Origin of the sequence: Exiguobacterium indicum HHS 31 (assembly GCF_001939065.1) — a bacterium.
Lineage (GTDB): Bacteria > Bacillota > Bacilli > Exiguobacteriales > Exiguobacteriaceae > Exiguobacterium_A > Exiguobacterium_A indicum.
Map to the genome: position 1 here is coordinate 79,823 of NZ_MPSZ01000002.1, position 20,287 is coordinate 100,109.

Genomic DNA, 20,287 nt, shown 5'->3' on the forward strand with positions numbered 1-20,287 from the left:
ATTCTCCTCTTCCTTCGATTCTGTCTTTAGTCGTTCAACTGCAAAATCTCTTTGATCTTCTTAAAGGTTTCGATGAACTGGATGATTTCTTCTTCCTCGACCTTTCCTTCAATCAAATTCTCCAGATACGTATAGATTTCTTGCTCTGCTTCAGTTGCCACTAACCGACCTGCTTCCGTCAACGAGATGTACTTCGTTCGGTGGTCATCTTCTCGACGTTCGACGATGACGAGACCTTTTTCCGTCAACTTTTTCAGCCGATTCGAGATGGCACTTTTGTGAACACCCTGCACTGCCGCGAGACGCCCAGACGAAATCGGTCCATATTTTCCGACGAGCTTCAACACATGAAGTTGTTCCGGTGAATACATTTGCCAAACGGGTGCTTCGACCGACTTCAACACGCGTTCTGTTCCGTGGATCATGACTTCTTCAAACAGGAGGACTGCTTCACGTAAATTGTCTTTCATTTTTAGTTTACCCCCTAAACTTATAAAGTTAGTTTAGCCCCTCAACTAGAAGTCTGTCAACTCTAAACTGTCACAACTTACCGATGCAGAACATGACCAATTTCTGTATGATAAAGGAAGAGAGGAGCATGCTTATGTTGACTTTGTTTTGGATTGCGTTAGTCATCTGTCTCGTAGGTCTTGTCTTTACGTTACGGATTGCCAAGCAACCAGCAGAAGAAAAGTATGACCACAAAACTTCGGCCAAAAACATGTCTTGGATGTATTTCATTTTTCTTCCGATCATTTTGATTTTATTAGGCATCTTCTATTATTTTTTAACATGATATAAAACAGCACACATCAACCGATGTGTGCTGTTTTATATCACTTCAAGGTTTTCGGACGGACGATATAGATATCGCATTTTGCATAACGGGAGATGTTTTCAGAGACACTCCCGATCATGATGCGTTCCATCGCATTCATCCCGACCGCCCCACAGACAATCAACCCAGCACCGACACGTGGTGCGATGACCTTCGGAATCAATGTTTTTGGAGAGCCATTTTCGATGACCAGTTCAACTGTCTCGACGCCTGCTTCTCGTGCCCGCTTCTCGTAACGATCGAGCAGTCCTTGTGCATATTCCGTGACGTTTTGATCAATGAAACGCTTATTGGCACGTACATTAGCAAATGTCTGAATATCGATGACATGGGCGATGACGAGTTTGGCATGATCGAGTTTGGCGAATTTCACTGCCTTTTCAAAGGCAAGATCTGCCGTCTTTGATCCATCGACTGCCACTAAAATCGTATGATACTGGCTCTCCATCAAGAATCATCCTTTCTGCACGACTCTCTTACAGCATCCGGTCATTTTCATTTTCGAGGGCGCGGTTTTCATGATCGAGTTTCCGTTCTGCCTCGATTCCTTCTGGCTCTGTCTCCAAAATACTTTTTGGTTTCGGCGCAGGACGTGTTGCCCCTGCTTCGTCTGCTAACAGGACATACTCACCTTGTTGAACACGTAAGACATGCTGACGAATATCCGACTCCGGTAATCCGAGTTCCGTAAAGGCAGTTTGAATTTCCTCAGCCGAAGCCTGTTTGCCTGTAAATCGCTCAAACAGCGTCCGTTTTCCAGAGACGAGTTGCGCCGCTGATTGTCCGCGTAACATCGCCATATCGGTTTTATCTTGTAACACGACATATAAATCTTCTTCTAGATAACCCGCAAAATGTAGATCCTCAATTTTTCGAATCAAATCCGTTTCATTTTGATAGACACCGATCCATTGTTTTTTTCCCATGTCACACGTCTCCCCCTTTTATAACAACTATATGAGATATACCCCAAATTCATCTAAAACATGACTAGGATGAAGAAGACTTCGGCGATTGCTGTCGAAAAAGACGTTGCCGTTTATAGAAGACGTAATAGCACAAGAGTAAAACACATACGATCCCGATTCCTGTTACGATTTGTTGCACAAGAGCGAGGCGATCGTTAAAGAACAGTCCAATCAAATACCAAACGAGCGCGAGACCAAACACCCAATCGGAATGAATGATGACAAACAAGAGTCCTCCGATAATCGCTACGACGAGTGCGAGCGTACTCCATTGCTGTTCGGAAAGACCAAATAGCGAAGTGAACTGAAAATCGGATAAGATCCGAAATGGTAAAATCAACAACATCGTACTCATCCAGGCGAGCAGGACTGAAATCGGAGAGCGCATCCAAGGCGATCGTCGCGGATGGTGTTGAATTTTCATATAAACTAAGCACAGACTAATGAATGAAATCGTTGTCCAGACAAGTTCCCATGGTGGTCCGGTCATACTACTGACGCCAAGCGTCACGAGTGATAACGCGAGCCATCCTCCGATATCTTCAATCAGTTCTCGATCTGCAGGAAAGGCACGAACCGGTCGAATACACCAAATTAACAACGTCGTGAATACGACACCTGTAATCGCATCGAAAAAAGATGCTGGAACAAGAGGCAACGCAGGAATGGTGACCGGATTTGACCAAACGACGCGCGCTAGCAATGCAAAGAGGAATGCTCCTATATTCATGAAGCGTAAAAATGTTAAATACTGCACGTCCCTCTTCACCTCCTCGTTCATTCTGTTATTCAATTCCCCTTGCAAGAGGCAGAAAAACAAAAATGTCGCTTTGTTCTGCTGCCAAATTCCGGTACGATGAAAAGAAAAGGAGGAACGCGAATGGACGCATTTTTATTGCCCTATCAATACAACTTTATTCGGAATCAAGTCGATCTGTTACAACATCAATTCGCTGCCGTTCATGATCCCGATGTTCGTGATGCTGTCCGGTATAGTGCTGCTGAAAAGATATTCGATCTATTGCCCGTACTTACACCAGAACAGGAAGCGCTGTTGACGAACATTCGTGACGCTGAATCCGAACAAGATCTCCTCGCGTATTTAGCACATGTCGAACCGTTCGTCCAACCGTTTCCGAGTATTTCTGAATCACGGATCCGTCAGCTCTTCAAAAAAACGAAAAAGTTACATGTTCCGCCACTTCACTCCTTTGAATGGGCTCACACGACGTTTTTAAGCTGGAACGATACCGGGAATCGTAAAAAATACTTCGTCTATCCTTTGGACGATCAATGGATCGGCGTCGAGGGAACCTATCTGCCATCGATCCAAAAAGGGATTTGTGCGATTTGCCATACGTATAGTGACATCACACTCGTAACCGCCACGACACGTCGTTCAGCTGAACAGCATCAGACGATTGGTCATCATATGTGTATCGACAGCGATGCATGTAATCAAGCTGTGACGAATCCAGAAGTCATTGAAACGTTCTTAGCACGCACGCAAAAGAAATGATCGGCATCAAAAAAACACGTTCGTATGACTGATCCGATAAGGTTCGGTATACGAGCGTGTTTTTGAATGTAACGACGTTCATGTGTTCGTTATCGCTGGATCATGCAAGCAAAATTGATTCTTCCCGCGACGTTTTGCCTCATACATCGCTAGGTCTGCTTGCTCGATCAAGTCCGATCGAGAAGCTGCATGCGCCGGATAGATCGCTCCACCGATGCTCGCTGTTACCGGAAGTGGAATGATACCATGGTGAAACGGCTTTCGGAACAAGGAAACGAGATGTTCCCCACACTGCACCACTTCTGCTTCTTGTTCAACGTCAAATAACAAGACGACGAACTCATCTCCACCTTGTCTTGAAATGACTGTATTGGGCGGCAATTTCTTTTGTAGACGTGTCGTAACATCGACGATGAGTTGATCTCCGACACGATGTCCATACGTATCGTTAATCTCTTTGAAGTGATCGATATCAATAAAGAACAACCCAACCTGCCCGTCAGTCGCTTCCGCTCGGTACAAGGCATCTTGGAACAGTCGCGCAAACAGATATCGATTCGGTAACCCTGTTAAGGCATCGTGATATGCCATGTGTCGCATCTCCTCCATGGCAGTTGCTAATGCTTCCGTTCGCTCTTCCACCTTCGCTTCGAGATTTTCGCGTAACCGTTGATTGTCAACAACGATCCGGATTTGACGGGAAATCAACAACGGAATCGCAATCATTAACCCAATCGTCAAACCGTTCCAACTAATCGTTTGTCGTGCCATCGTCACGAATAGAATCAATAAGAATAAGTAAGGTGTAATTAAACGTAAGACATCAATCCATCTCCGTGTAACGTCAAGAGGAACGAGAGATTCTTCAGCGTCAAAGCGATATGCGGCAAGCCCGACAATCAGGACAGTCGCTAACCATAACGGATCGAGCCAACTCGAAGGAAATGGATAATCAAATCGTTCTAGGACGACGTATAGGAGGTCGGCAAGTAATTGAAAATGAAATGCGAGTAGAATCAATAATAGCGAGCTTCCATTGCCACGTTTCATCAAACCAAAGAATAAGACAATCATTCCACCGAGCAACAATAAATCACCAATCGGATAACGAAGCCATAAAAGCGTTTCGATCGTCAGCAAGGCATTTCCTTCTAAATAAGGTGTCACTAAATAGTGCCACGAAAGAGATCCTGCAACGACTAAAATGATGAACTCATCAAACAAAAAGACCCGCAAATTAACTTCTTGTCGTCGATTACGCAGGAAATAACCGAAAGCAATGATATAGATCAAGATTTGAAGACTAAAGATCAAGTCGATCCAATCAAACGGTTCCGTTCGTGTACGTCCTTGAAGGAAATAAAGGAGTTGTCCACATTCACCTAGACCGAGCATCGTATTGGCAAACAATAAAAGAAGAAATAAACGAGAGGTAAAAGGACGTCGCATTTGGCGACGTCGTGCCTGCCAAATTAAATAGAGAGAGACCGAGACACCACCAATCGTGAACAGACTATTGACGACTTGTCCGATTACTGTATCCGTCCCAACGTATGTCACCCAACCGATGTGTAAAAGAAGCCAAAAAACAACGACTCCTAACCAATTCTGATACACGGCGATCCCCCTCCTTTTTTAATCATAGTCCGTTTGTCCTATAGGTATATCGGTTCATCATTGCATTTTATTCACCTTTTTTTATTTTATTGGAATCTTTTTTTGACAAGATTACTCGTTTTAAACATAAGAAAAAACCGTGATCGCACCTAGCGGATTGAACACGGTTTAGTTGGAATGTATTCTAGTTCTTTAAATAGAACGTCGATTTTCTTCTGTCGACTCGATCGATTCGGTCAGACTGAGGGGTAATACGATGATGAAACGACTGCCTTTTCCTACTTCAGATTCCACATGAATAACACCCTCATGCTCTTTGACAATTTCCTTACAAATTGATAACCCGAGTCCCGTTCCACCGATTCGACGTGTATCGGAATTATCGACGCGATAAAATTTATCAAACAAGTGGGCAAAGGCATGATGCGGAATTCCAATTCCTTCATCTTTCACTTCAATGATGGCTTGATCGTCTTTCGTATCAATCCAGACGTCAACACGCCCACCATCCGGAGAGTACTTGATCGCATTGTTGATCAAGTTATTCATCAATTGTTTGATTCGGTCCTCATCTCCTAAAATGAACGGACGATCCGGACTAAGCAATTGCAAATGAAGATCGTGTCGTTCACTTGAAGCGTCGTATAAGGACATCACCTGTTCAGTCAGGCTAAATAAATCGAGATGTGCCATTTGGTATAACTGCCCACCTGACTGCATGCGCTGAACATCTAAAAAGTCCGTGACAAGGTTTGATAACCGTTCCGTCTCGTTATGAATCGTCGCTAGATATTTCTTCTGTTTCGAGTCATCGATTTCTCGATTCAACATCAATTCTGTAAAGCCGTAAATCGAAGAGAGCGGTGTCCGCAACTCATGCGACACGGTTGAGACGAGTTCTGTTTTGAGACGATCGGCTTCTGTTTCCCGGGTAATATCTCGTAAAACAAGAATGATTCCCTTCCATCCACCAACGACATCAATACGTTCCGCGTAGACTTCCAGATGAGCTGTGTTATTTCGAATATCAAATCGGGCCTTTTCCGGTGAAATCTCACCGGAACGAATCAAATCTAGATACGTATTAAAAGCCTCGACATCATCCACCAACTGGCGCATCACATCGATGACATACTCACTCGACGGTAACGTCCGATCTACTGTGAATTCCGATTGAAGTTCTGGAATCAATTCAAACAATGGACGGTTGACGTATAACTCTCCATTTCCATCTTCAAGATAAATGATCGCTTCTCGGATGGAGTCTAACACTTGCTCAGTCTTTTCTTTTTCTTGACGCATTCCTTCATACGAACGCGTACGCAGGAGCGATAACGTCATCTGTTGCGCAAACTCGCGAATATCCGTCAACTGTTGCCCTTTATAGGCAGATTTATAACGAACCAGATAAATCGCTGCAATTAGTTCATGCGTTTCCGGATCTTCGATCGGAATCGTCACTTCATACGTGCTAAATGAATACGGATAGTCTTTTTGACGCGTGACTCGTTTTTCCGATTGGATAAATTCCATCTGCCGAACCGATCGATTGATGACGGACATCTCATCTTTCAGGAGAACTTTTAAATAATCCATCGTCATCCCATTCGTTGTCGCACCCATGAACGCTCCTTCTTCATAGAGCAATAGTGCACCGTACTCAGAAGAGGTGATATCGATCATCTTTTGAACGATTGCCGGATACGATTCGACGGTTTCGCGAACAGCAAGCGCCTCTGTCAGTTCGCTACGTAATCGGAGCTTTTCCTCATTCTTTTTCGTCGTTTGATACGCTTCTTCGAGTTCTTCTTGTTGCGCCTGCAATTCTTCTTGTTGCGCGAGCAACTCTTCACTTTGCGCCTGCAACTCTTCATTTTTTCCTTGCATCGCATCCGTATGGGCATTCGTCGTCACGACCATCCGATTAAAGGCTGCGCGCAATAATCCGATTTCGTCTGGTCGCTGCTCGGCAGCTTTATCAATCTTAATCGGTTCTTTTCGAGCAAGTTTTTGATTATCATCAATCAAACGTAACAATTGCCGTGTCATCCGGCGAAGGAACGGGTGCACGAAGAGAAGGATGAAGGCAATGAGCACAACGATACTTGATATCCAAATCCATTGTGACTTTGCGACTTCACTCCGCAGTTCCCCGACAGCCGTTTCTTGTTGTTGGCTGAGATTCGTCCGGTATTCATCAAGTGCTGCAGAGGCTTTTTCAATGTCTGGTGTAATATCAATCGAACCATCGGCAGTTGGCTTTAATCGCCCTTGATCGACAAGACGCTCCGCAATCGGTAAAGAAAACAGACTATCCCCCTGTAAGAAGTCCTCATTGATCCGATTCGCCTTTTTCTCATTGACGTAAGACTGGGTCAACGGGAACAAGGCATCATAGTATAACTCATATAAATTCGTCATTTGCGCTGCGAATTCTTCTTCTTCATCCGTTTTTGCGTTTCGCATGAACCAATCCGTCTCACTTTTGATATCTGTTCGGAGCGCCTGAATCTCATCAAACCGTTCTTGGTTACCAAAAATGACGAATCCTCGCAATCCAAACTGGACGGTTTGCCAATTGTCCCACAAATCATTGGCCCGGCGATTTTGTTCACTGATCGTCTCGAGATTCTGTTTTGATGTTTCGATTCGTCCTTCCATATAGTCATAGACAAAGAACGAAGTAATCGATACTACGATCAGTACCGCATAAAAAACAGTCAGCAACTGCCGACCGATTCGTCGCCGAATCCAATTCACCATGAATGTATCCTCCTCATCATTCATCGAATGATGCTTTTTCATTTGTTTCTTTAAATATAATAGAAACGCTTTCGAAGCAACAGCTAGGATATACAAAAAAAGACCTTTTCTCGGAATGTACCCGAAAAAAGGTCTTTTTATCCGCTTATTTTTTTGCTTTCTTCACTGTCACAGAAGTCACAGGGCTCACTTGACCACGCGTATTCTTAACGTAGACGGAAAGCTTCGCTTTTGCTTTTTGCTTCGGAATTTTGACGGAATAGTTGCCTTTTGCAGAAACCGTTCCTTTTCCGATGACTTTTTTCTTCGCATCTTTTACATAAACACTTAATTTCTTTTCAGCTGTCCCGGTTACTTTCGTTTGTCCGGCATAGACGGATTTCACTTTCGGTGCTGCTGGGGCTGGTAGGACTTTTACGATCGTCGGTTTACTTGTGCGTTTAGCAATATCCGTCACTGTGACGATCAAGCTTGAACCACCGACTTGTTTTGGTAATTTCGCACTGAAGTGACCTTTTGCGTCGACTTTCGCTGTGGCGATTTTCTTTTGTTTTGCATCTTTGACAGTAACCGTACCGCCCGCAAGAGCTGTACCTGTCATTTTTGTTGCACCGGCAAGTACTGGTTTAACTTTTGGAGCTGCTGGCGCTTTTCCAGGAAGGACTTCTGTACGTTCTGACGTGATATCCAGTCCATTTGTGTAACGAATTGTTAGGACCGTACCTTTGTTTTGACGTGGAATCGTCACACTATATTTTCCGGATTTAGCTGTAGTAGAACCCAACTTCTTAGTGGACCATACTTCCACTTTTGTTCCGGTTTTAACCGTTCCTGTGACAGTCAGTTTATTATCATATACGTTGTTGACAGTTCCGTTCAGATTCAATTGCGAAATTGCCCGAGGAATACTAACTTTACCGTATCCTGAAACCGGACTGACATAGGCAGGAAACTTGAATTCAAGCTCTTCTCCCTCTTCTTCCTCAAACCAATCATTCGGATTTTCGAAAGCTAGTGGTTCTGCACTTTTTTGTAGAATTTGTTCGATTTGTTTAGGTGTTAGTTTAGGATTAAGTGACTTCAAGATTCCCGCAACAGCTGCGACGTGTGGTGAAGCCATACTTGTTCCATCCATATACACCGTATTTCCGTCTGGAATCAAACTCGCTACTTTTGAACCCGGTGCAACGACATCAAGGCCGACTCCATAATTCGAGTAATCTGAAACCATACCGAGCGTATTCGTCGCTCCAACAGAAATCGCATATTCTGAGTTTGCTGGGAACCCTACCATCATATCGTAGTCGTTTCCTGAAGCCGCAACGACCGTAACACCATGATCTGCTGCATATTTCATCATATAAGCCATCGTGCGGCTTTCACCGCCACCAAGACTCATATTGATGACTTTCGCTCCATGATCAACAGCATATTTAATTCCAAGTGCAATGGCATCCGTTTCTCCTTCGCCATTTGCATTCAATACTTTAACCGGTAAGATTTGTGCCGACTGATGAATCCCTTGTATCCCGTAATCATTGTTGATTGTCGCTGCGATGACACCTGCCACGTGTGTTCCGTGACCATTATCATCAATCGCGTCGCCATCTCCGTTTACGGAAACATAGTTCTTCTCATTCGCAATATCAACTTTCCCTTGTAAATCCTTTAAGCGATAATCAACACCTGTATCAATGACCGCAATTTTGACAGGTGCTAATTTTTTACCACTAAATCGTTTTTGGAACTCCTCAAAACCAATTCCAACATTCGGGAATTGTTCGAAGACTGTTTTCTTATTGATGGCCCATTGGTAATCAAAATTGATATCACTTGTTGCTTTGTAAGTTTGAATCTTTTCCACATATTCGACTGCTGATGAACGACCAATCGATTGCTTTAATGCTGACGCTGATTGTCCCTTCACCGTTGGATCTTCTGTCACTACAATGAAATCGCCAGCTTTACCAAGCGGTAAACGTTCAACATCTGCTGATTGAATTCCAGCAATTTTCATCGAACTGACTGTTTTCCCTGGCTTTAACTTAACGATGAATCGCGTAGTTTCTTTTGACTGAATGTTCATCCCTAATGTTCCGAACGTATCGTCTAACGTACTGCCGCTCATCTCAGATATCTTCATTTTTTTAGCATATCCATCGATTTCTTCTGCAATCACAGCAGGCGATGCATCGCGTGATAATGTATAAAGACGGTCAACGGCTTGTTGATCTGTCTTTGTCAGCGTGTACGATGTTCCACGTACGAGTGCCTCCATTGCAGGTTTCAATGTTTTTAAATCTTCGTACGCTTGTTGACGCTTATCTTTATTGAAAAGAAGCGTTTTGACAACGTAAGGCGATGTTTTGTAATAAAGCGACGTCAAGGCACGACCTGCGTCCGATTGACTCAATACCTGTTTTTGGATCGAGTGCATAAGAGCAAGCATTGGTTTTTCTTCTTTTGTTTGTTTTAATGCTTCTTCTGCCATACAGCTAATATCACTGATTGGCTCATATTCGACAGCTAATTTGACGTTATTGTATGTCAGCTTAACGTTTGCTGCTTTTGTCGTTTTCCCCTCTTCGATGTTCGGGTAATATTCGACTTTGACATAATACGGTCCATCCCATGCATATGGAACGGCTAATTTTGTCGTTGCTTTTTCATTCGGTTCTGCTTCTGTCCGGTAACGATCAAATGTATCATCTTCAGCTGCCATCGCTTCGCTCGGGTAAGCTGTCACTTGAACAGGTTGATCCGTATCGATTGATAACTCAAAGTGTGACGCTGTTTTTTCTACACCTGCTTCATGATTGACACGGTACCAATATGTATTTTTTTCTTCTATTCCGGTCTTAAGTGTCGTTTCTTGTCCTGCTTGTAAAAGTGTTGCGCTTGCAAGAGCGGTCTCCGCTTTTGCAGTAGTTGGTCCTACGCCGAGCGTTAAAACTAAACAGCTCAGCATGACCCAAATCATCAGTTTCTTCACACATGCTCCTCCTTCAAAATGGATATACTTTAATTTGATTATAAACAGTATATGGATAAAATGGATAATTAATTTATAGTGAAATCTTACAATTTTGAAAGAAAGACGCATCATGTTCTAAAGAACACGATGCGTCTGACTCCATTCATTTAAAATCTGCTACATATTCACTGTATCCTTCTTGTTTCAAGTCCTCTTTCGGAATGAAACGTAAGGCGGCTGAGTTCATACAATACCGAAGCCCTGTTGGCTCTGGACCATCCGAAAAGACATGTCCGAGATGGGCATTTCCATGTCGACTTCGGACTTCCATCCGTTTCATGCCGATTGAAAAGTCACTTTTCTCAATGATATTACCTGGCTCAAGTGGTTTCGTAAAACTCGGCCATCCTGTCTTCGAATCATATTTATCGTTTGATGAAAACAATGGTTCACCAGAGATCAGATCGACATAGATCCCGTCTGCTTTCAAATCGTGATACGGATTATCAAACGCCGGCTCCGTTCCATCCTCTTGTGTCACTTTGTACTGGATGGCGGTTAATTTCTTTTTGATTTCTGCGTCTGATAATTTTGGATAGGTTGGAAGATCGAGCTTGGGCTGATCGTTCCAGTAGCGATTGATGAAGTCGTCGCGTCCAGAAGCTGCCCGGTAAAACTTATACTTTTTCTCACTCTTCAAATAGTAATCCTGATGGTATGCTTCCGCTTCATAAAAAGGACTGGCTGCAATCAACGGTGTGACGATTTTATCATCGAAGATCTGTTGTTTCTCTAGATCCTGTTTCGATTGTGCTGCGATTTCTTTTTGTTTCTCATTCGTATAGAAAATCGCCGTTGTATAAGACTCACCACGATCGACGAATTGACCATCTGCATCCGTCGGATCAATCTGGCGCCAGTAGACATCTAATAATTGCTTGTACGAGATGACGTTCGGATCAAACGTGATCAATACCGCTTCCCGATGACCTGTCGTCTCCGCTGACACTTGATTATACGTCGGATTTTCAACATCACCGCCCGTATAACCAGAAATGACGGACTTGACTCCTTTTAATTCTTCGAACGGGGGCTCCATACACCAGAAGCATCCTCCAGCTAAAATCGCTGTCTCTTCCGGTTGATAACTCAATTCCTTACTACCACTTGATTTTGCTTGCTGTTGCTGGAACACGAAGTATCCCCCGACCATGATGACGATGAGACCGATGACTGATAAAATCGTCCACATTCGTTTCTTCATCTCCCTTCGCCTCCTCTATTTAGCTTACGTCGCATGACGTCGATTGGATGTTCTCTTACTTAAACTTTACAACGCTAATGCTAGCTTGTCGTAGCATGTGCTCAAACGGAGCACATTCAATACTATGTAGAGTTCTTGTGTGTTTCTCCACAAAAAAAAGAGCCTCATATCGACTCTTTTCGAAAATTAACCTTTTTGAATCCAGAATTTTAGGACGCTTGCTTCTTCTTCATGTTTGACGAGTGCATGACCACCTGATGTCGCCCACGCCTGAAGATCGTTTTTTGCCCCTTTATCCGTCGCATGGACTTCAAGGATTTGACCTGATTCGAGTCCAGCGATGGCTTTTTTTGTTTTTACGATTGGCATCGGACAAGCAAGTCCTTTTGCGTCGAGTACGAGTTCTGATTTCATGTTGTATTCCTCCTGAATGATTTGATGTTCGTTATGAATCGGCTTAGCGTACCGCACAGCGGTTCGGTCCGACTTCCATTTCCCGTTGTGTCTCAAGATCGGGTGTCTGTTTCCCCATGTTCGTTTCACGGATATCTTGATACGCGTTCGGTTGTAGCGGCAGGTTCTCTGTGACCATTTTCCGGAATGTTGCTTCATCGTCGATGTTGAGACCATGATTGTTCGCAAGCAAGATGCTTAATTTTTCCGCTACACTACCATCCGTGTTCAATTCTTCAATGATCATGAAATGTGCCGGTAAGACGATGAGTTCTGGTGAAAGATCACGATACGTGTTGTAGAGCGAATCGCGTAAGTCACCAACCCAGTCTTCCGCGAGACCGGCTAAATCCGGACGACCAATCGAGTCGATGAACAAGATATCACCTGTCAATAAATAACGCTGATCGACGATGAATGAAGTCGATCCAATCGTATGTCCCGGGGAATAAAGAGCGCGTACTTCAATCGCTGTATCCCCCACTTGAACCGTACTACCGTCTTCAAGTGGTGCATAATCGAATGTGACATCCGTCGCATCTTTTGGCGGCAACCAGTATGTCGCGCCTGTTTTTTCAGCGATGTCGCGTCCTCCAGAAATATGATCCGCATGAAGATGTGTATCAAACACATGCTTAATCGTGACGTTGCGTGATGCGGCATAATCCAAATACACATCCGTCATTCGTGTCGCGTCGATGAGTACGGCCTCTCCTTCTGAGATGACCATATACGAGAGACACCCTTTACCGATTCGAACGAACTGAACGACTTCGCCTTGATCAGTTCCTGTTTCGTTCAGCGTTCCGAGTGAAATCGGTTCTAGATGTTCACTCCATGCTTTCATACCGCCTGACAGATACGATACGTCTCGTCCTGCTTCTTCTAGCATATCGGCGACGAAAATCGATGAACCTTCTTTTGCGCAAACGACGAGAACATCCTGATCCGTCGGAAGCTGATCGAGAATCTCCTCGACACCATCCAACAATTCAAAATACGGAATGTTGAGGTACTTGAAGTTCTCTCCTTCGATTTTCCAATCTTGAAACGCATCCTCATTCCGGACATCTAAGATGAACAGAGACTCACGTCCAATGATTTTTTTTGTAACTCGTGCGGCTGTCATTGCTTGTGCCATATCTACTCGTTCCTCCTCTACTTTACGCTGTTGTATTATTTCGCTGAAACGAGTGTCGTCGTCTCAGACGCCCATTCCTGCATACCCGATACGACATTGTGGACCGTATACCCCTTGTCACTGAGCTGTCGGCATGCCATGTCACTTCGGCTACCTGTCCAGCAGATGACATAAATCGTCTGATTTGAATCCAGTTCTGCATGGCGTGTCTCCAGTTCGCCTAACGGAATATTGATGGCTCCCGGTACATGGGCGAAGGCATATTCTGCTTGTTCACGAACATCGAGCACCGTGATCGAATCGTCTTGGCGTGCTGCTTCGACTGTTGCGTTGTTGACGGTTTGAGCGAATGCTGCTGGTTCCGTGACATCACCTGTTGATTTCCGAACGTAATGACGAAGCACTTCGCCTTCTTCAATCGTGCCTAAATAATGATTGCCGGTGCTGTTTGCCCAGGCACGGAGATCTGCAGTTGATCCTTTATCCGTCGCCTGGACTTCGATGACTTGTCCCGGTTCTAACGTCTTGATCGTTTTTTTCGTCCGAACGATTGGCATCGGACAAGCGAGGCCTTTGGCGTCCAATACGATATCTGATTTAATCATAGTCATACAATTCGCTCCTTTACGGTGTGGGGTATTATTTCGTTTCGCCTTCGTACGACATCATGCCGCCATCCATGTTCGTCACGTCATATCCTTGTCCTTCGAGATATGTCGTTGCGCGACCACTGCGCGCACCAGAACGGCATACCATGACATACTCTTTTTTCTTGTCGAGTTCGTTCATCTTGAATTCAATCAATCCGAGTGGAATATGGATCGCTCCCGGAATCATTCCTTCTTTGACTTCATCGACTTCTCGGACATCAATGACGTTCAGTTGTTCACCACGTTCGATTTTTTCCTGTACTTCTGTTGCTGTCATGCGTTTCATGTTCAATTCCTCCTCTTGATTCGATTCAGCGCCAGGCATTCACTCCGCCACGGACTTCCGTGACATTTGAATAACCGGCTTTTTTTAGTACTTTAACGGCTTGTTTGCTTCGCATCCCGCTTTGACAGATGACGAGCACTTCTTTGTCTTTCGGGATTTGATTCAGTTGACTGTTTAGCGTTTGTAACGGAATGTTCTTAAATCCTTTGATGTGATTGCCTTTGAATTCTGCCGGTGTCCGAACATCGAGATAAAATCGTTTGCGGTCGTTTAGTAACGGCTTCAGTTCCGTGGTCGACACTTGCTTGACGCCTTTTGTTGGGGCGAACATCTTATAAGCGAGATAGCCGACGACGAGCAACAAGATAATCGATCGTACATCCATGCGTCATTCCTCCTTCAGATCATTAGATGAATAGATTGACGTTTCCGTTCTCCGCATCGGCGAGGTAGGCGGCAACACCTGCATACTCAACCCCGTCGTGTAATTCTTCCTGTTTCAAACCGAGTAAATCCATCGTCATCGTACAGGCGACGAGTTTGACATCCTGTTCTTTCGCTAATTCGATTAAGTCTGGAAGTGGCATCGCATTGTGCTTCTTCATGACGTTTTTAATCATTTTTTGACCTGCACCACCGAAGTTCATTTTCGAGAGTGGCATCTTATCAGCACCGCGTGGCATGAACTTACCGAACATCTTCTCAAGGAATGTTTTATCCGGCTGGATCGGTTCATCCTTACGCATCGCATTCAAACCCCAGAAGGTATGAAAAATCGTGACTTCGTGATCGTATGCGGCTGCACCGTTGGCAATGATATAAGCTGCCATGACTTTGTCGTACTCTCCACTAAATAAAACGATGGTTGTTTTTTTCGTATCTGACATGAACGTAATTCCTCCAAGCGTTTACCCTAAGGGGTATATTAATTCGTAAAAATTTTTTATCTGCTTTTCATTAAGAGTTGAACAGCCTCTGCAACGGCTTGTTCATGATTTTCCGTCGCATCATCCTGACGGACACAGTCGATCAAGTTCTCACTGACGACAAGACCAATGACACGATCGATTGCACTACGTGTCGCACTCAGTTGTGTGACGACATCCTTACAGGACGCCTCTTCTTTCATCATTCGAACGATACCGTGGATTTGTCCTTCAATCCGATTCATCCGATGAATGATGCGATCTTCATAACCGTTTTCCATATGAAGTCCATCTCCTTTTTTAAATGTGACATACGTCATATCTTGTTGGTACATTCCATACAATAATACCCGCATGGGTATAAGTCAACGAAAAAGATTTCCGATTTTGTCGCCATTGTAGAACGTCCGGAAATCTTTTTGCATTTAACCTTTCCAATTCGCCTGTAAAAAAGTGATCCAATGTTCTGCTAGGCGAGTCGGCATTTTCTCTGGTAACAGATAACGAAACGTTCGTTTAGAAATCCCTTTCGCATGAAGCGTAAAGGACTCGGACAGGAAAGACGTGACGAGTCGTTCTGACAACGCTGCAATGCCACTCCCATTCAAAACAAGTTGGCGTACTAAAAAGTTGGCATCGACTGTAATCGTTCGTGCGGGTACAATCGACGAAGCATCTAGCCAACGATCGAGCGCATAGCGGGAGGCAGATCCTTCTTCGCGAACGATCCACGTTGCATCGTTTAACGGAAGGTGGGACGCACCAATGATGTGCAGTTGATCTTTTGCAAAGACGATTTGTTTGATCCCATCAAGTGTCAGTTTTCCTTCGATCATCCCGAGATCGATCTCACGATGTCGTAAAGCTGCTGCCACTTGATCATGGTTCATTAACTGGATATCTAGTGATACCTTAGGGTGAGCGCTTGAAAACAGATGAATCATGTCATCGAGCAACATTTCGTGAATCGTATGCGTTGCTCCGATCCGTAAGGTTCCGCGGAAGGTACCTTCCGATTCATCCAGCTGGGACTGCATCTGTTCGAGCTGGAAAAGAACTTCTTTTGCATGGCGATAGACAATCCAGCCCATTTCCGATACCTCGACCCCTATTGCGAATGAATCACGTATTAACAATGAATGTCCGATATCTTCTTCTAGTCGTTTAATGTGAACACTGATCGTCGGTTGCGATAGAAATAACTGTTCCGCTGTTTTCGTAAAATGACGTGTTTCAACGAGTGTGACGAACGTTCTCAGTTCAGTTAATTTCAACAATACCCCTCCTTATTACATTTCATAATCATTTATATATAATTAATTCATTTTTATAATCTTGTATTCCTCTTTCATACTCAAGGTATCACGTATTAGAAAGAAGGACTGTTTCATGATGTATATCTCATTTATTTTGTTAGGAGCAACCATCGGCATACTCTCCGGCTTTTTCGGAATCGGTGGCGGCATCATCCTGACCCCACTTTTATTGATTCTCGGCTATGAAGCCAGTACCGCGATCGTCCTCAGTCTGTTGCTGACACTCGGATCGACTGTGACCGGCACGCTTTCACATCTTCGATTAAAAACATTCCGTTTTCGTGATGCCGGGATCATTGGTCTGTCTGGCATCATCGGTTCTGCGTTGATCACACCAGTCGTCTTTTGGCTCGAGCGTCATGCTGGTGCTGATGTCGTCTTATCAAGTCTCTACATTGTCTTACTGATTGGTTTTTCGATTCAATTCCTTCGTCCCCGTTCAAAGGAACGTCCGTCTTTTCCGGTCCATGATGCTTCGATCGTAAAGCTCGCCGTCATCGGACTTGCTGCCGGAATTCTCTCGTCGTTGATGGGTGTCAGCGGTGGATTCTTGTTGACGCCTCTCTTGCTCGCCTGGGTTCGCTTTCCGCTCAAACAAGCAATCGGAACGAGCATCGCCTCTGCGACATTGATTGTTCTTGGAGGCGTGACGAGTTATGTTGCTTCCGGAACCAGTGCTCCGTTATCACTCGGGATTGTTTTAATCATCGGTGCGTTCATCGGCTCACCACTCGGTGCTTCACTCTTGCACCGCTTCAATGAACCGTTCGTTCAAAAGACGTTAGGAATCTTTTATGGTGTCGTCGCCTTAAGCGTCATCGTCAAAGTATTCGGTCTTCCTTATCTGTCACTCGTGTTACTCGCTTTATTCACACTCAGCCTGTTAAGTATCTTCGGTTACCGAATTCTTAAAACGGTCTAAATGAAAAAGCAGCTGACGATGTGTCAGCTGCTTTTGTGCGTGCTCGATCGTTAACGCACGCTTTCTTCTTTGATTTTTTGTGGTTTCATGATTTTTGCCTCTTTTTTCTGACGCATGCGTTCCGCATTCATCAATCCCCCTAACATCAAGACGACAGCAGATAAATAGAACCATGTCATCAAGACGATGATTCCGGCAAGCTGACCGTAAAGACGATCGTAACTCCCGAACTCAGCATAGTAAGAGAAGAATTCCGAAACGACTTGCCAAGCGATCGTCGCAAAAATGGCTCCAGGGAGTACTTGACGAACCGTTAGTCGGACACTCGGTAAAATCCGATACAATAAGATGAAAAAGACAAGTAAGAACAACGTCCCGAGTCCCCAGCGGAATAAGAACCAGATCCATGAATAATTCGTCACGAAATCAGCGACGATTGCAAAGTGGTTGATGAAACGCCGTGTTAACTTTTCTGAAATCGGAACGATCAATGAAATCGGTAAGATGATCATCATCCCGATCGTAAAGGCGAAGTCTTGCAACAGTCCGCGCCAGAATGGCGCTTTTCGTGTCACTTCGAGCGCATCGTTCAGCGAGCGGACAAGTGACTGGACCGACATCGAAGCAAGCCAAAAGGCGGCGAGAAAACTGATCGAGGCAAGTTTGAAGCCACCTTGATCAAAGATTCCAACGACGTTTCGCTGAATCAAGTCGTACGTTTCTGCCGGAGCAAACGGTCGAATTAAATCCAGCACGTTATCGGACGTAAACGGTAAGAACGAGACGATCCCAACTACGAATAATAAGAACGGGAATAAGGACAACATCAGATAATAGGCGAGCTGAGCCGATTTATCAAAAAAGGCTTCACCAAAAAAACGGGCAAATACAGGTTTGATTAAAGACATACAAATTTCCTCACTTTCAACTAATTCTCTACACTATCCCCCATTTCATACCTCCTTTAAACTTTTGGAAGTCTTTTGAACTTATAACAACCTTATACATCATTCAAGTTTGGCGCTTCGGTTCTGCGCGGGGTACACTAGGAACAGAGATTGTATCGTGCTTGTTTTTTAGAAAGGATTTCGATTCGTGTACTCACTCATTCAAACCGAAGCAGAACGCTTCTTTACTTCTTATATAGAGCAATACCCCGAAATGGCCGGACGTCAGCAAGAAGTCATCCGTTCGATTGAAACAACAGGAACGTACGAACAGACGGCTTCCGAGCTAGCGTTCGGTGCCAAGCTCGCTTGGCGGAACAGTAACCGATGTGTCGGACGTCTCTTTTGGGAACAACTCCATGTCTTTGACGCGCGGGATGCGTTGACCGTTGAAGCGGTCCGCGACGCGTTATTTGAGCATATCCGGTTCGCGACGAACGAGGGACGAATTCGCTCAACGATCACGATTTTCCATCCGACACGTGTCCGGCTGCATAATCACCAACTGATCCGCTACGCTGGTTATGAGACCGCAACAGGAATCATCGGTGATCCGGCTTCGATCCAACTGACGCGACAATGTGAAGCACTTGGCTGGACCGGAGCGCGTACACCCTTTGATATCCTGCCCCTCTTGATTGAACTCGATGGACAAGTCAGCCTTCATCCGATTCCAGATGAGCTCGTGCTCGAAGTCAGCATCACACATCCTGACTATGATCTGTTCGGTGGTCGCGAAGTCCGCTGGTATGCCGTGCCGATGATTGCCGACATGCAGCTCGAGATCGGTGGCATCGTCTATCCGTGTGCCCCGTTCAACGGATGGTACATGGGAACAGAAATCGGTGCTCGTAACCTCGCTGATACGGATCGTTACGATCTGTTACCGCTCGTCGCGACACATCTCGGTCTGAATACCTCACGTGAACGATCGTTTTGGAAAGACCGAGCGCTCGTCGAACTGAACGTTGCCGTACTCGAATCGTTCGAACGTGCCGGTGTGACGATCGTCGATCACCATACGGCTGCCAAACAGTTCGCTCGTTTTGAAAAAAATGAAGCCGCGTGTGGTCGTGATGTCACCGGGGAATGGTCCTGGCTCGTGCCACCGATGAGTGGGGCAACGACGCATATGTTCCATAAGGATTACGACTCGGAAATCAAACGACCGAACTTCTTTCCAAAATCAACACAGACGGCACCTGTAACCGGCTGTCCGTTTCACCAAGGAGCATTGAAATGAATTATGTCGAACAGTTACGTCAAAAAATCGGTCATGACCCAGTCATTCTCGTCGGTTCCGTCGTCCTCGTCGTACAAAATGAACACATTTTGCTCGAACAACGAAACGAAACACAAGCCCGCTTTGGTTTACCCGGAGGATTGATGGAATGGGCGGAATCACCGGAAGAGACCGCGCGTCGGGAACTCGCGGAAGAGACGGGATTAGAAGTGGAACGATTAACGTTACTTGATGTCTACTCCGGTCCGCAATACGTGACGACCTTAGCGAACGGAGACGTGTTTCAAAGCGTCACCCTCGCCTATATTGGTGAACATCCGATCGGAACGTTAAAACAAAGTGATGAAAGTATCAAGCTTCAGTTCGTCCCGCTTGATGACTTACCGAATCACTTGGTCGGTTCTCACGCTCGAATGATTGAAGACTACAAAAACCGCCGCTAAATGAATAGCAGCGGTTT

At 44.9% G+C, this 20,287-nt stretch carries 22 protein-coding genes; 5 read left to right on the forward strand and 17 right to left on the reverse strand.

Features of this window, described 5'->3' with window-relative positions; translation table 11 throughout:
- Window positions 1-26 precede the first annotated feature (26 nt).
- Window positions 27-470 carry a MarR family winged helix-turn-helix transcriptional regulator gene (locus N179_RS08750; RefSeq protein WP_023466958.1) on the reverse strand — a complete coding sequence of 148 codons (444 nt, stop codon included), beginning with the start codon at window positions 468-470 and terminating at the stop codon, window positions 27-29.
- Between the two features lie 128 nt (window positions 471-598).
- Between N179_RS08750 and N179_RS08755 the strand changes: the two genes are divergently transcribed.
- A complete protein-coding gene (locus tag N179_RS08755; RefSeq protein WP_023466956.1) occupies window positions 599-796 on the forward strand; it encodes a hypothetical protein in 198 nt (65 codons plus the stop codon).
- 40 nt (window positions 797-836) lie between these two features.
- On the opposite strand, the gene N179_RS08760 is transcribed toward N179_RS08755, so the two are convergent.
- From N179_RS08760 to N179_RS08770, 3 genes are all read right to left on the reverse strand, one after another.
- Window positions 837-1,286 (reverse strand): universal stress protein, encoded by a 450-nt coding sequence (locus N179_RS08760; protein WP_023466954.1) that lies wholly within the window; start codon window positions 1,284-1,286, stop codon window positions 837-839.
- Window positions 1,287-1,314: 28 nt separating this feature from the next.
- Window positions 1,315-1,764, reverse strand: a complete 450-nt coding sequence (locus N179_RS08765) for a general stress protein (RefSeq protein WP_023466953.1) — start codon at window positions 1,762-1,764, stop codon at window positions 1,315-1,317.
- Between the two features lie 64 nt (window positions 1,765-1,828).
- Entirely contained in the window at window positions 1,829-2,563 is a 735-nt protein-coding gene (locus tag N179_RS08770; RefSeq protein WP_075642692.1) for a hypothetical protein, read from the reverse strand.
- Window positions 2,564-2,686: 123 nt separating this feature from the next.
- Between N179_RS08770 and N179_RS08775 the strand changes: the two genes are divergently transcribed.
- On the forward strand, window positions 2,687-3,325 hold the full coding sequence (locus N179_RS08775) for a FusB/FusC family EF-G-binding protein (RefSeq protein WP_029343324.1): 639 nt from the start codon (window positions 2,687-2,689) through the stop codon (window positions 3,323-3,325).
- A gap of 78 nt (window positions 3,326-3,403) precedes the next feature.
- Here N179_RS08775 and N179_RS08780 read toward each other — a convergent pair whose 3' ends face one another.
- From N179_RS08780 to N179_RS08835, 12 genes are all read right to left on the reverse strand, one after another.
- Window positions 3,404-4,942, reverse strand: coding sequence for a GGDEF domain-containing protein (locus N179_RS08780; protein ID WP_075642693.1), 1,539 nt, complete (start codon window positions 4,940-4,942; stop codon window positions 3,404-3,406).
- 192 nt (window positions 4,943-5,134) lie between these two features.
- Window positions 5,135-7,705 carry a HAMP domain-containing sensor histidine kinase gene (locus N179_RS08785; RefSeq protein WP_023466949.1) on the reverse strand — a complete coding sequence of 857 codons (2,571 nt, stop codon included), beginning with the start codon at window positions 7,703-7,705 and terminating at the stop codon, window positions 5,135-5,137.
- A 145-nt stretch (window positions 7,706-7,850) separates the two neighbouring features.
- Window positions 7,851-10,697 (reverse strand): S8 family peptidase, encoded by a 2,847-nt coding sequence (locus N179_RS08790; RefSeq protein WP_075642694.1) that lies wholly within the window; start codon window positions 10,695-10,697, stop codon window positions 7,851-7,853.
- Window positions 10,698-10,842: 145 nt separating this feature from the next.
- Complete coding sequence (gene msrB / locus N179_RS08795; RefSeq protein WP_075642695.1) at window positions 10,843-11,943, reverse strand: peptide-methionine (R)-S-oxide reductase MsrB; 1,101 nt, start codon at window positions 11,941-11,943, stop codon at window positions 10,843-10,845.
- A gap of 186 nt (window positions 11,944-12,129) precedes the next feature.
- Window positions 12,130-12,357 (reverse strand): sulfurtransferase TusA family protein, encoded by a 228-nt coding sequence (locus N179_RS08800; RefSeq protein ID WP_023466945.1) that lies wholly within the window; start codon window positions 12,355-12,357, stop codon window positions 12,130-12,132.
- A gap of 43 nt (window positions 12,358-12,400) precedes the next feature.
- Complete coding sequence (locus tag N179_RS08805; protein WP_075642696.1) at window positions 12,401-13,537, reverse strand: MBL fold metallo-hydrolase; 1,137 nt, start codon at window positions 13,535-13,537, stop codon at window positions 12,401-12,403.
- 35 nt (window positions 13,538-13,572) lie between these two features.
- Window positions 13,573-14,142, reverse strand: a complete 570-nt coding sequence (locus tag N179_RS08810) for a sulfurtransferase TusA family protein (RefSeq protein WP_075642799.1) — start codon at window positions 14,140-14,142, stop codon at window positions 13,573-13,575.
- Between the two features lie 34 nt (window positions 14,143-14,176).
- Window positions 14,177-14,473, reverse strand: coding sequence for a rhodanese-like domain-containing protein (locus tag N179_RS08815; protein ID WP_023466941.1), 297 nt, complete (start codon window positions 14,471-14,473; stop codon window positions 14,177-14,179).
- Window positions 14,474-14,498: 25 nt separating this feature from the next.
- Window positions 14,499-14,858, reverse strand: coding sequence for a rhodanese-like domain-containing protein (locus N179_RS08820; RefSeq protein WP_075642697.1), 360 nt, complete (start codon window positions 14,856-14,858; stop codon window positions 14,499-14,501).
- A 22-nt stretch (window positions 14,859-14,880) separates the two neighbouring features.
- On the reverse strand, window positions 14,881-15,360 hold the full coding sequence (locus N179_RS08825) for a DsrE/DsrF/DrsH-like family protein (RefSeq protein ID WP_075642698.1): 480 nt from the start codon (window positions 15,358-15,360) through the stop codon (window positions 14,881-14,883).
- A gap of 56 nt (window positions 15,361-15,416) precedes the next feature.
- Window positions 15,417-15,680: a metal-sensitive transcriptional regulator gene (locus tag N179_RS08830; RefSeq protein WP_023466936.1), complete on the reverse strand. Its 264-nt coding sequence runs from the start codon at window positions 15,678-15,680 to the stop codon at window positions 15,417-15,419.
- Window positions 15,681-15,824: 144 nt separating this feature from the next.
- On the reverse strand, window positions 15,825-16,673 hold the full coding sequence (locus tag N179_RS08835; protein ID WP_075642699.1) for a LysR family transcriptional regulator: 849 nt from the start codon (window positions 16,671-16,673) through the stop codon (window positions 15,825-15,827).
- 115 nt (window positions 16,674-16,788) lie between these two features.
- On the opposite strand from N179_RS08835, the gene N179_RS08840 reads away from it, so the two are divergent.
- A complete protein-coding gene (locus tag N179_RS08840; protein WP_075642700.1) occupies window positions 16,789-17,637 on the forward strand; it encodes a sulfite exporter TauE/SafE family protein in 849 nt (282 codons plus the stop codon).
- A 50-nt stretch (window positions 17,638-17,687) separates the two neighbouring features.
- Here N179_RS08840 and N179_RS08845 read toward each other — a convergent pair whose 3' ends face one another.
- Window positions 17,688-18,545 (reverse strand): YihY/virulence factor BrkB family protein, encoded by an 858-nt coding sequence (locus N179_RS08845; protein ID WP_023466934.1) that lies wholly within the window; start codon window positions 18,543-18,545, stop codon window positions 17,688-17,690.
- Between the two features lie 187 nt (window positions 18,546-18,732).
- On the opposite strand from N179_RS08845, the gene N179_RS08850 reads away from it, so the two are divergent.
- Both N179_RS08850 and N179_RS08855 read left to right on the forward strand, forming a co-directional pair.
- Window positions 18,733-19,827 (forward strand): nitric oxide synthase oxygenase, encoded by a 1,095-nt coding sequence (locus N179_RS08850; protein WP_075642701.1) that lies wholly within the window; start codon window positions 18,733-18,735, stop codon window positions 19,825-19,827.
- The gene (locus N179_RS08855; RefSeq protein ID WP_075642702.1) at window positions 19,824-20,270 is read left to right on the forward strand and encodes an NUDIX hydrolase; all 447 of its coding nucleotides are present in this window, start codon (window positions 19,824-19,826) and stop codon (window positions 20,268-20,270) included. Before N179_RS08850 ends, N179_RS08855 begins: the two co-directional genes overlap by 4 nt.
- The last annotated feature ends 17 nt before the right edge of the window (window positions 20,271-20,287 follow it).

Bases quoted from the DNA above. Each gene is read 5' to 3' on its own strand.
- N179_RS08755 (WP_023466956.1), top strand. From the start codon at position 599: ATGCTTATGTTGACTTTGTTTTGGATTGCGTTAGTCATCTGTCTCGTA.
- N179_RS08765 (WP_023466953.1), bottom strand. From the start codon at position 1,764: ATGGGAAAAAAACAATGGATCGGTGTCTATCAAAATGAAACGGATTTG.
- N179_RS08800 (WP_023466945.1), bottom strand. From the start codon at position 12,357: ATGAAATCAGAACTCGTACTCGACGCAAAAGGACTTGCTTGTCCGATG.
- N179_RS08760 (WP_023466954.1), bottom strand. From the start codon at position 1,286: ATGGAGAGCCAGTATCATACGATTTTAGTGGCAGTCGATGGATCAAAG.
- N179_RS08855 (WP_075642702.1), top strand. From the start codon at position 19,824: ATGAATTATGTCGAACAGTTACGTCAAAAAATCGGTCATGACCCAGTC.
- N179_RS08750 (WP_023466958.1), bottom strand. From the start codon at position 470: ATGAAAGACAATTTACGTGAAGCAGTCCTCCTGTTTGAAGAAGTCATG.
- N179_RS08830 (WP_023466936.1), bottom strand. From the start codon at position 15,680: ATGGAAAACGGTTATGAAGATCGCATCATTCATCGGATGAATCGGATT.
- N179_RS08820 (WP_075642697.1), bottom strand. From the start codon at position 14,858: ATGGATGTACGATCGATTATCTTGTTGCTCGTCGTCGGCTATCTCGCT.
- N179_RS08845 (WP_023466934.1), bottom strand. From the start codon at position 18,545: ATGTCTTTAATCAAACCTGTATTTGCCCGTTTTTTTGGTGAAGCCTTT.
- N179_RS08785 (WP_023466949.1), bottom strand. From the start codon at position 7,705: ATGGTGAATTGGATTCGGCGACGAATCGGTCGGCAGTTGCTGACTGTT.
- N179_RS08825 (WP_075642698.1), bottom strand. From the start codon at position 15,360: ATGTCAGATACGAAAAAAACAACCATCGTTTTATTTAGTGGAGAGTAC.
- N179_RS08815 (WP_023466941.1), bottom strand. From the start codon at position 14,473: ATGAAACGCATGACAGCAACAGAAGTACAGGAAAAAATCGAACGTGGT.
- N179_RS08805 (WP_075642696.1), bottom strand. From the start codon at position 13,537: ATGGCACAAGCAATGACAGCCGCACGAGTTACAAAAAAAATCATTGGA.
- N179_RS08840 (WP_075642700.1), top strand. From the start codon at position 16,789: ATGATGTATATCTCATTTATTTTGTTAGGAGCAACCATCGGCATACTC.
- msrB (WP_075642695.1), bottom strand. From the start codon at position 11,943: ATGAAGAAACGAATGTGGACGATTTTATCAGTCATCGGTCTCATCGTC.
- N179_RS08775 (WP_029343324.1), top strand. From the start codon at position 2,687: ATGGACGCATTTTTATTGCCCTATCAATACAACTTTATTCGGAATCAA.
- N179_RS08810 (WP_075642799.1), bottom strand. From the start codon at position 14,142: ATGATTAAATCAGATATCGTATTGGACGCCAAAGGCCTCGCTTGTCCG.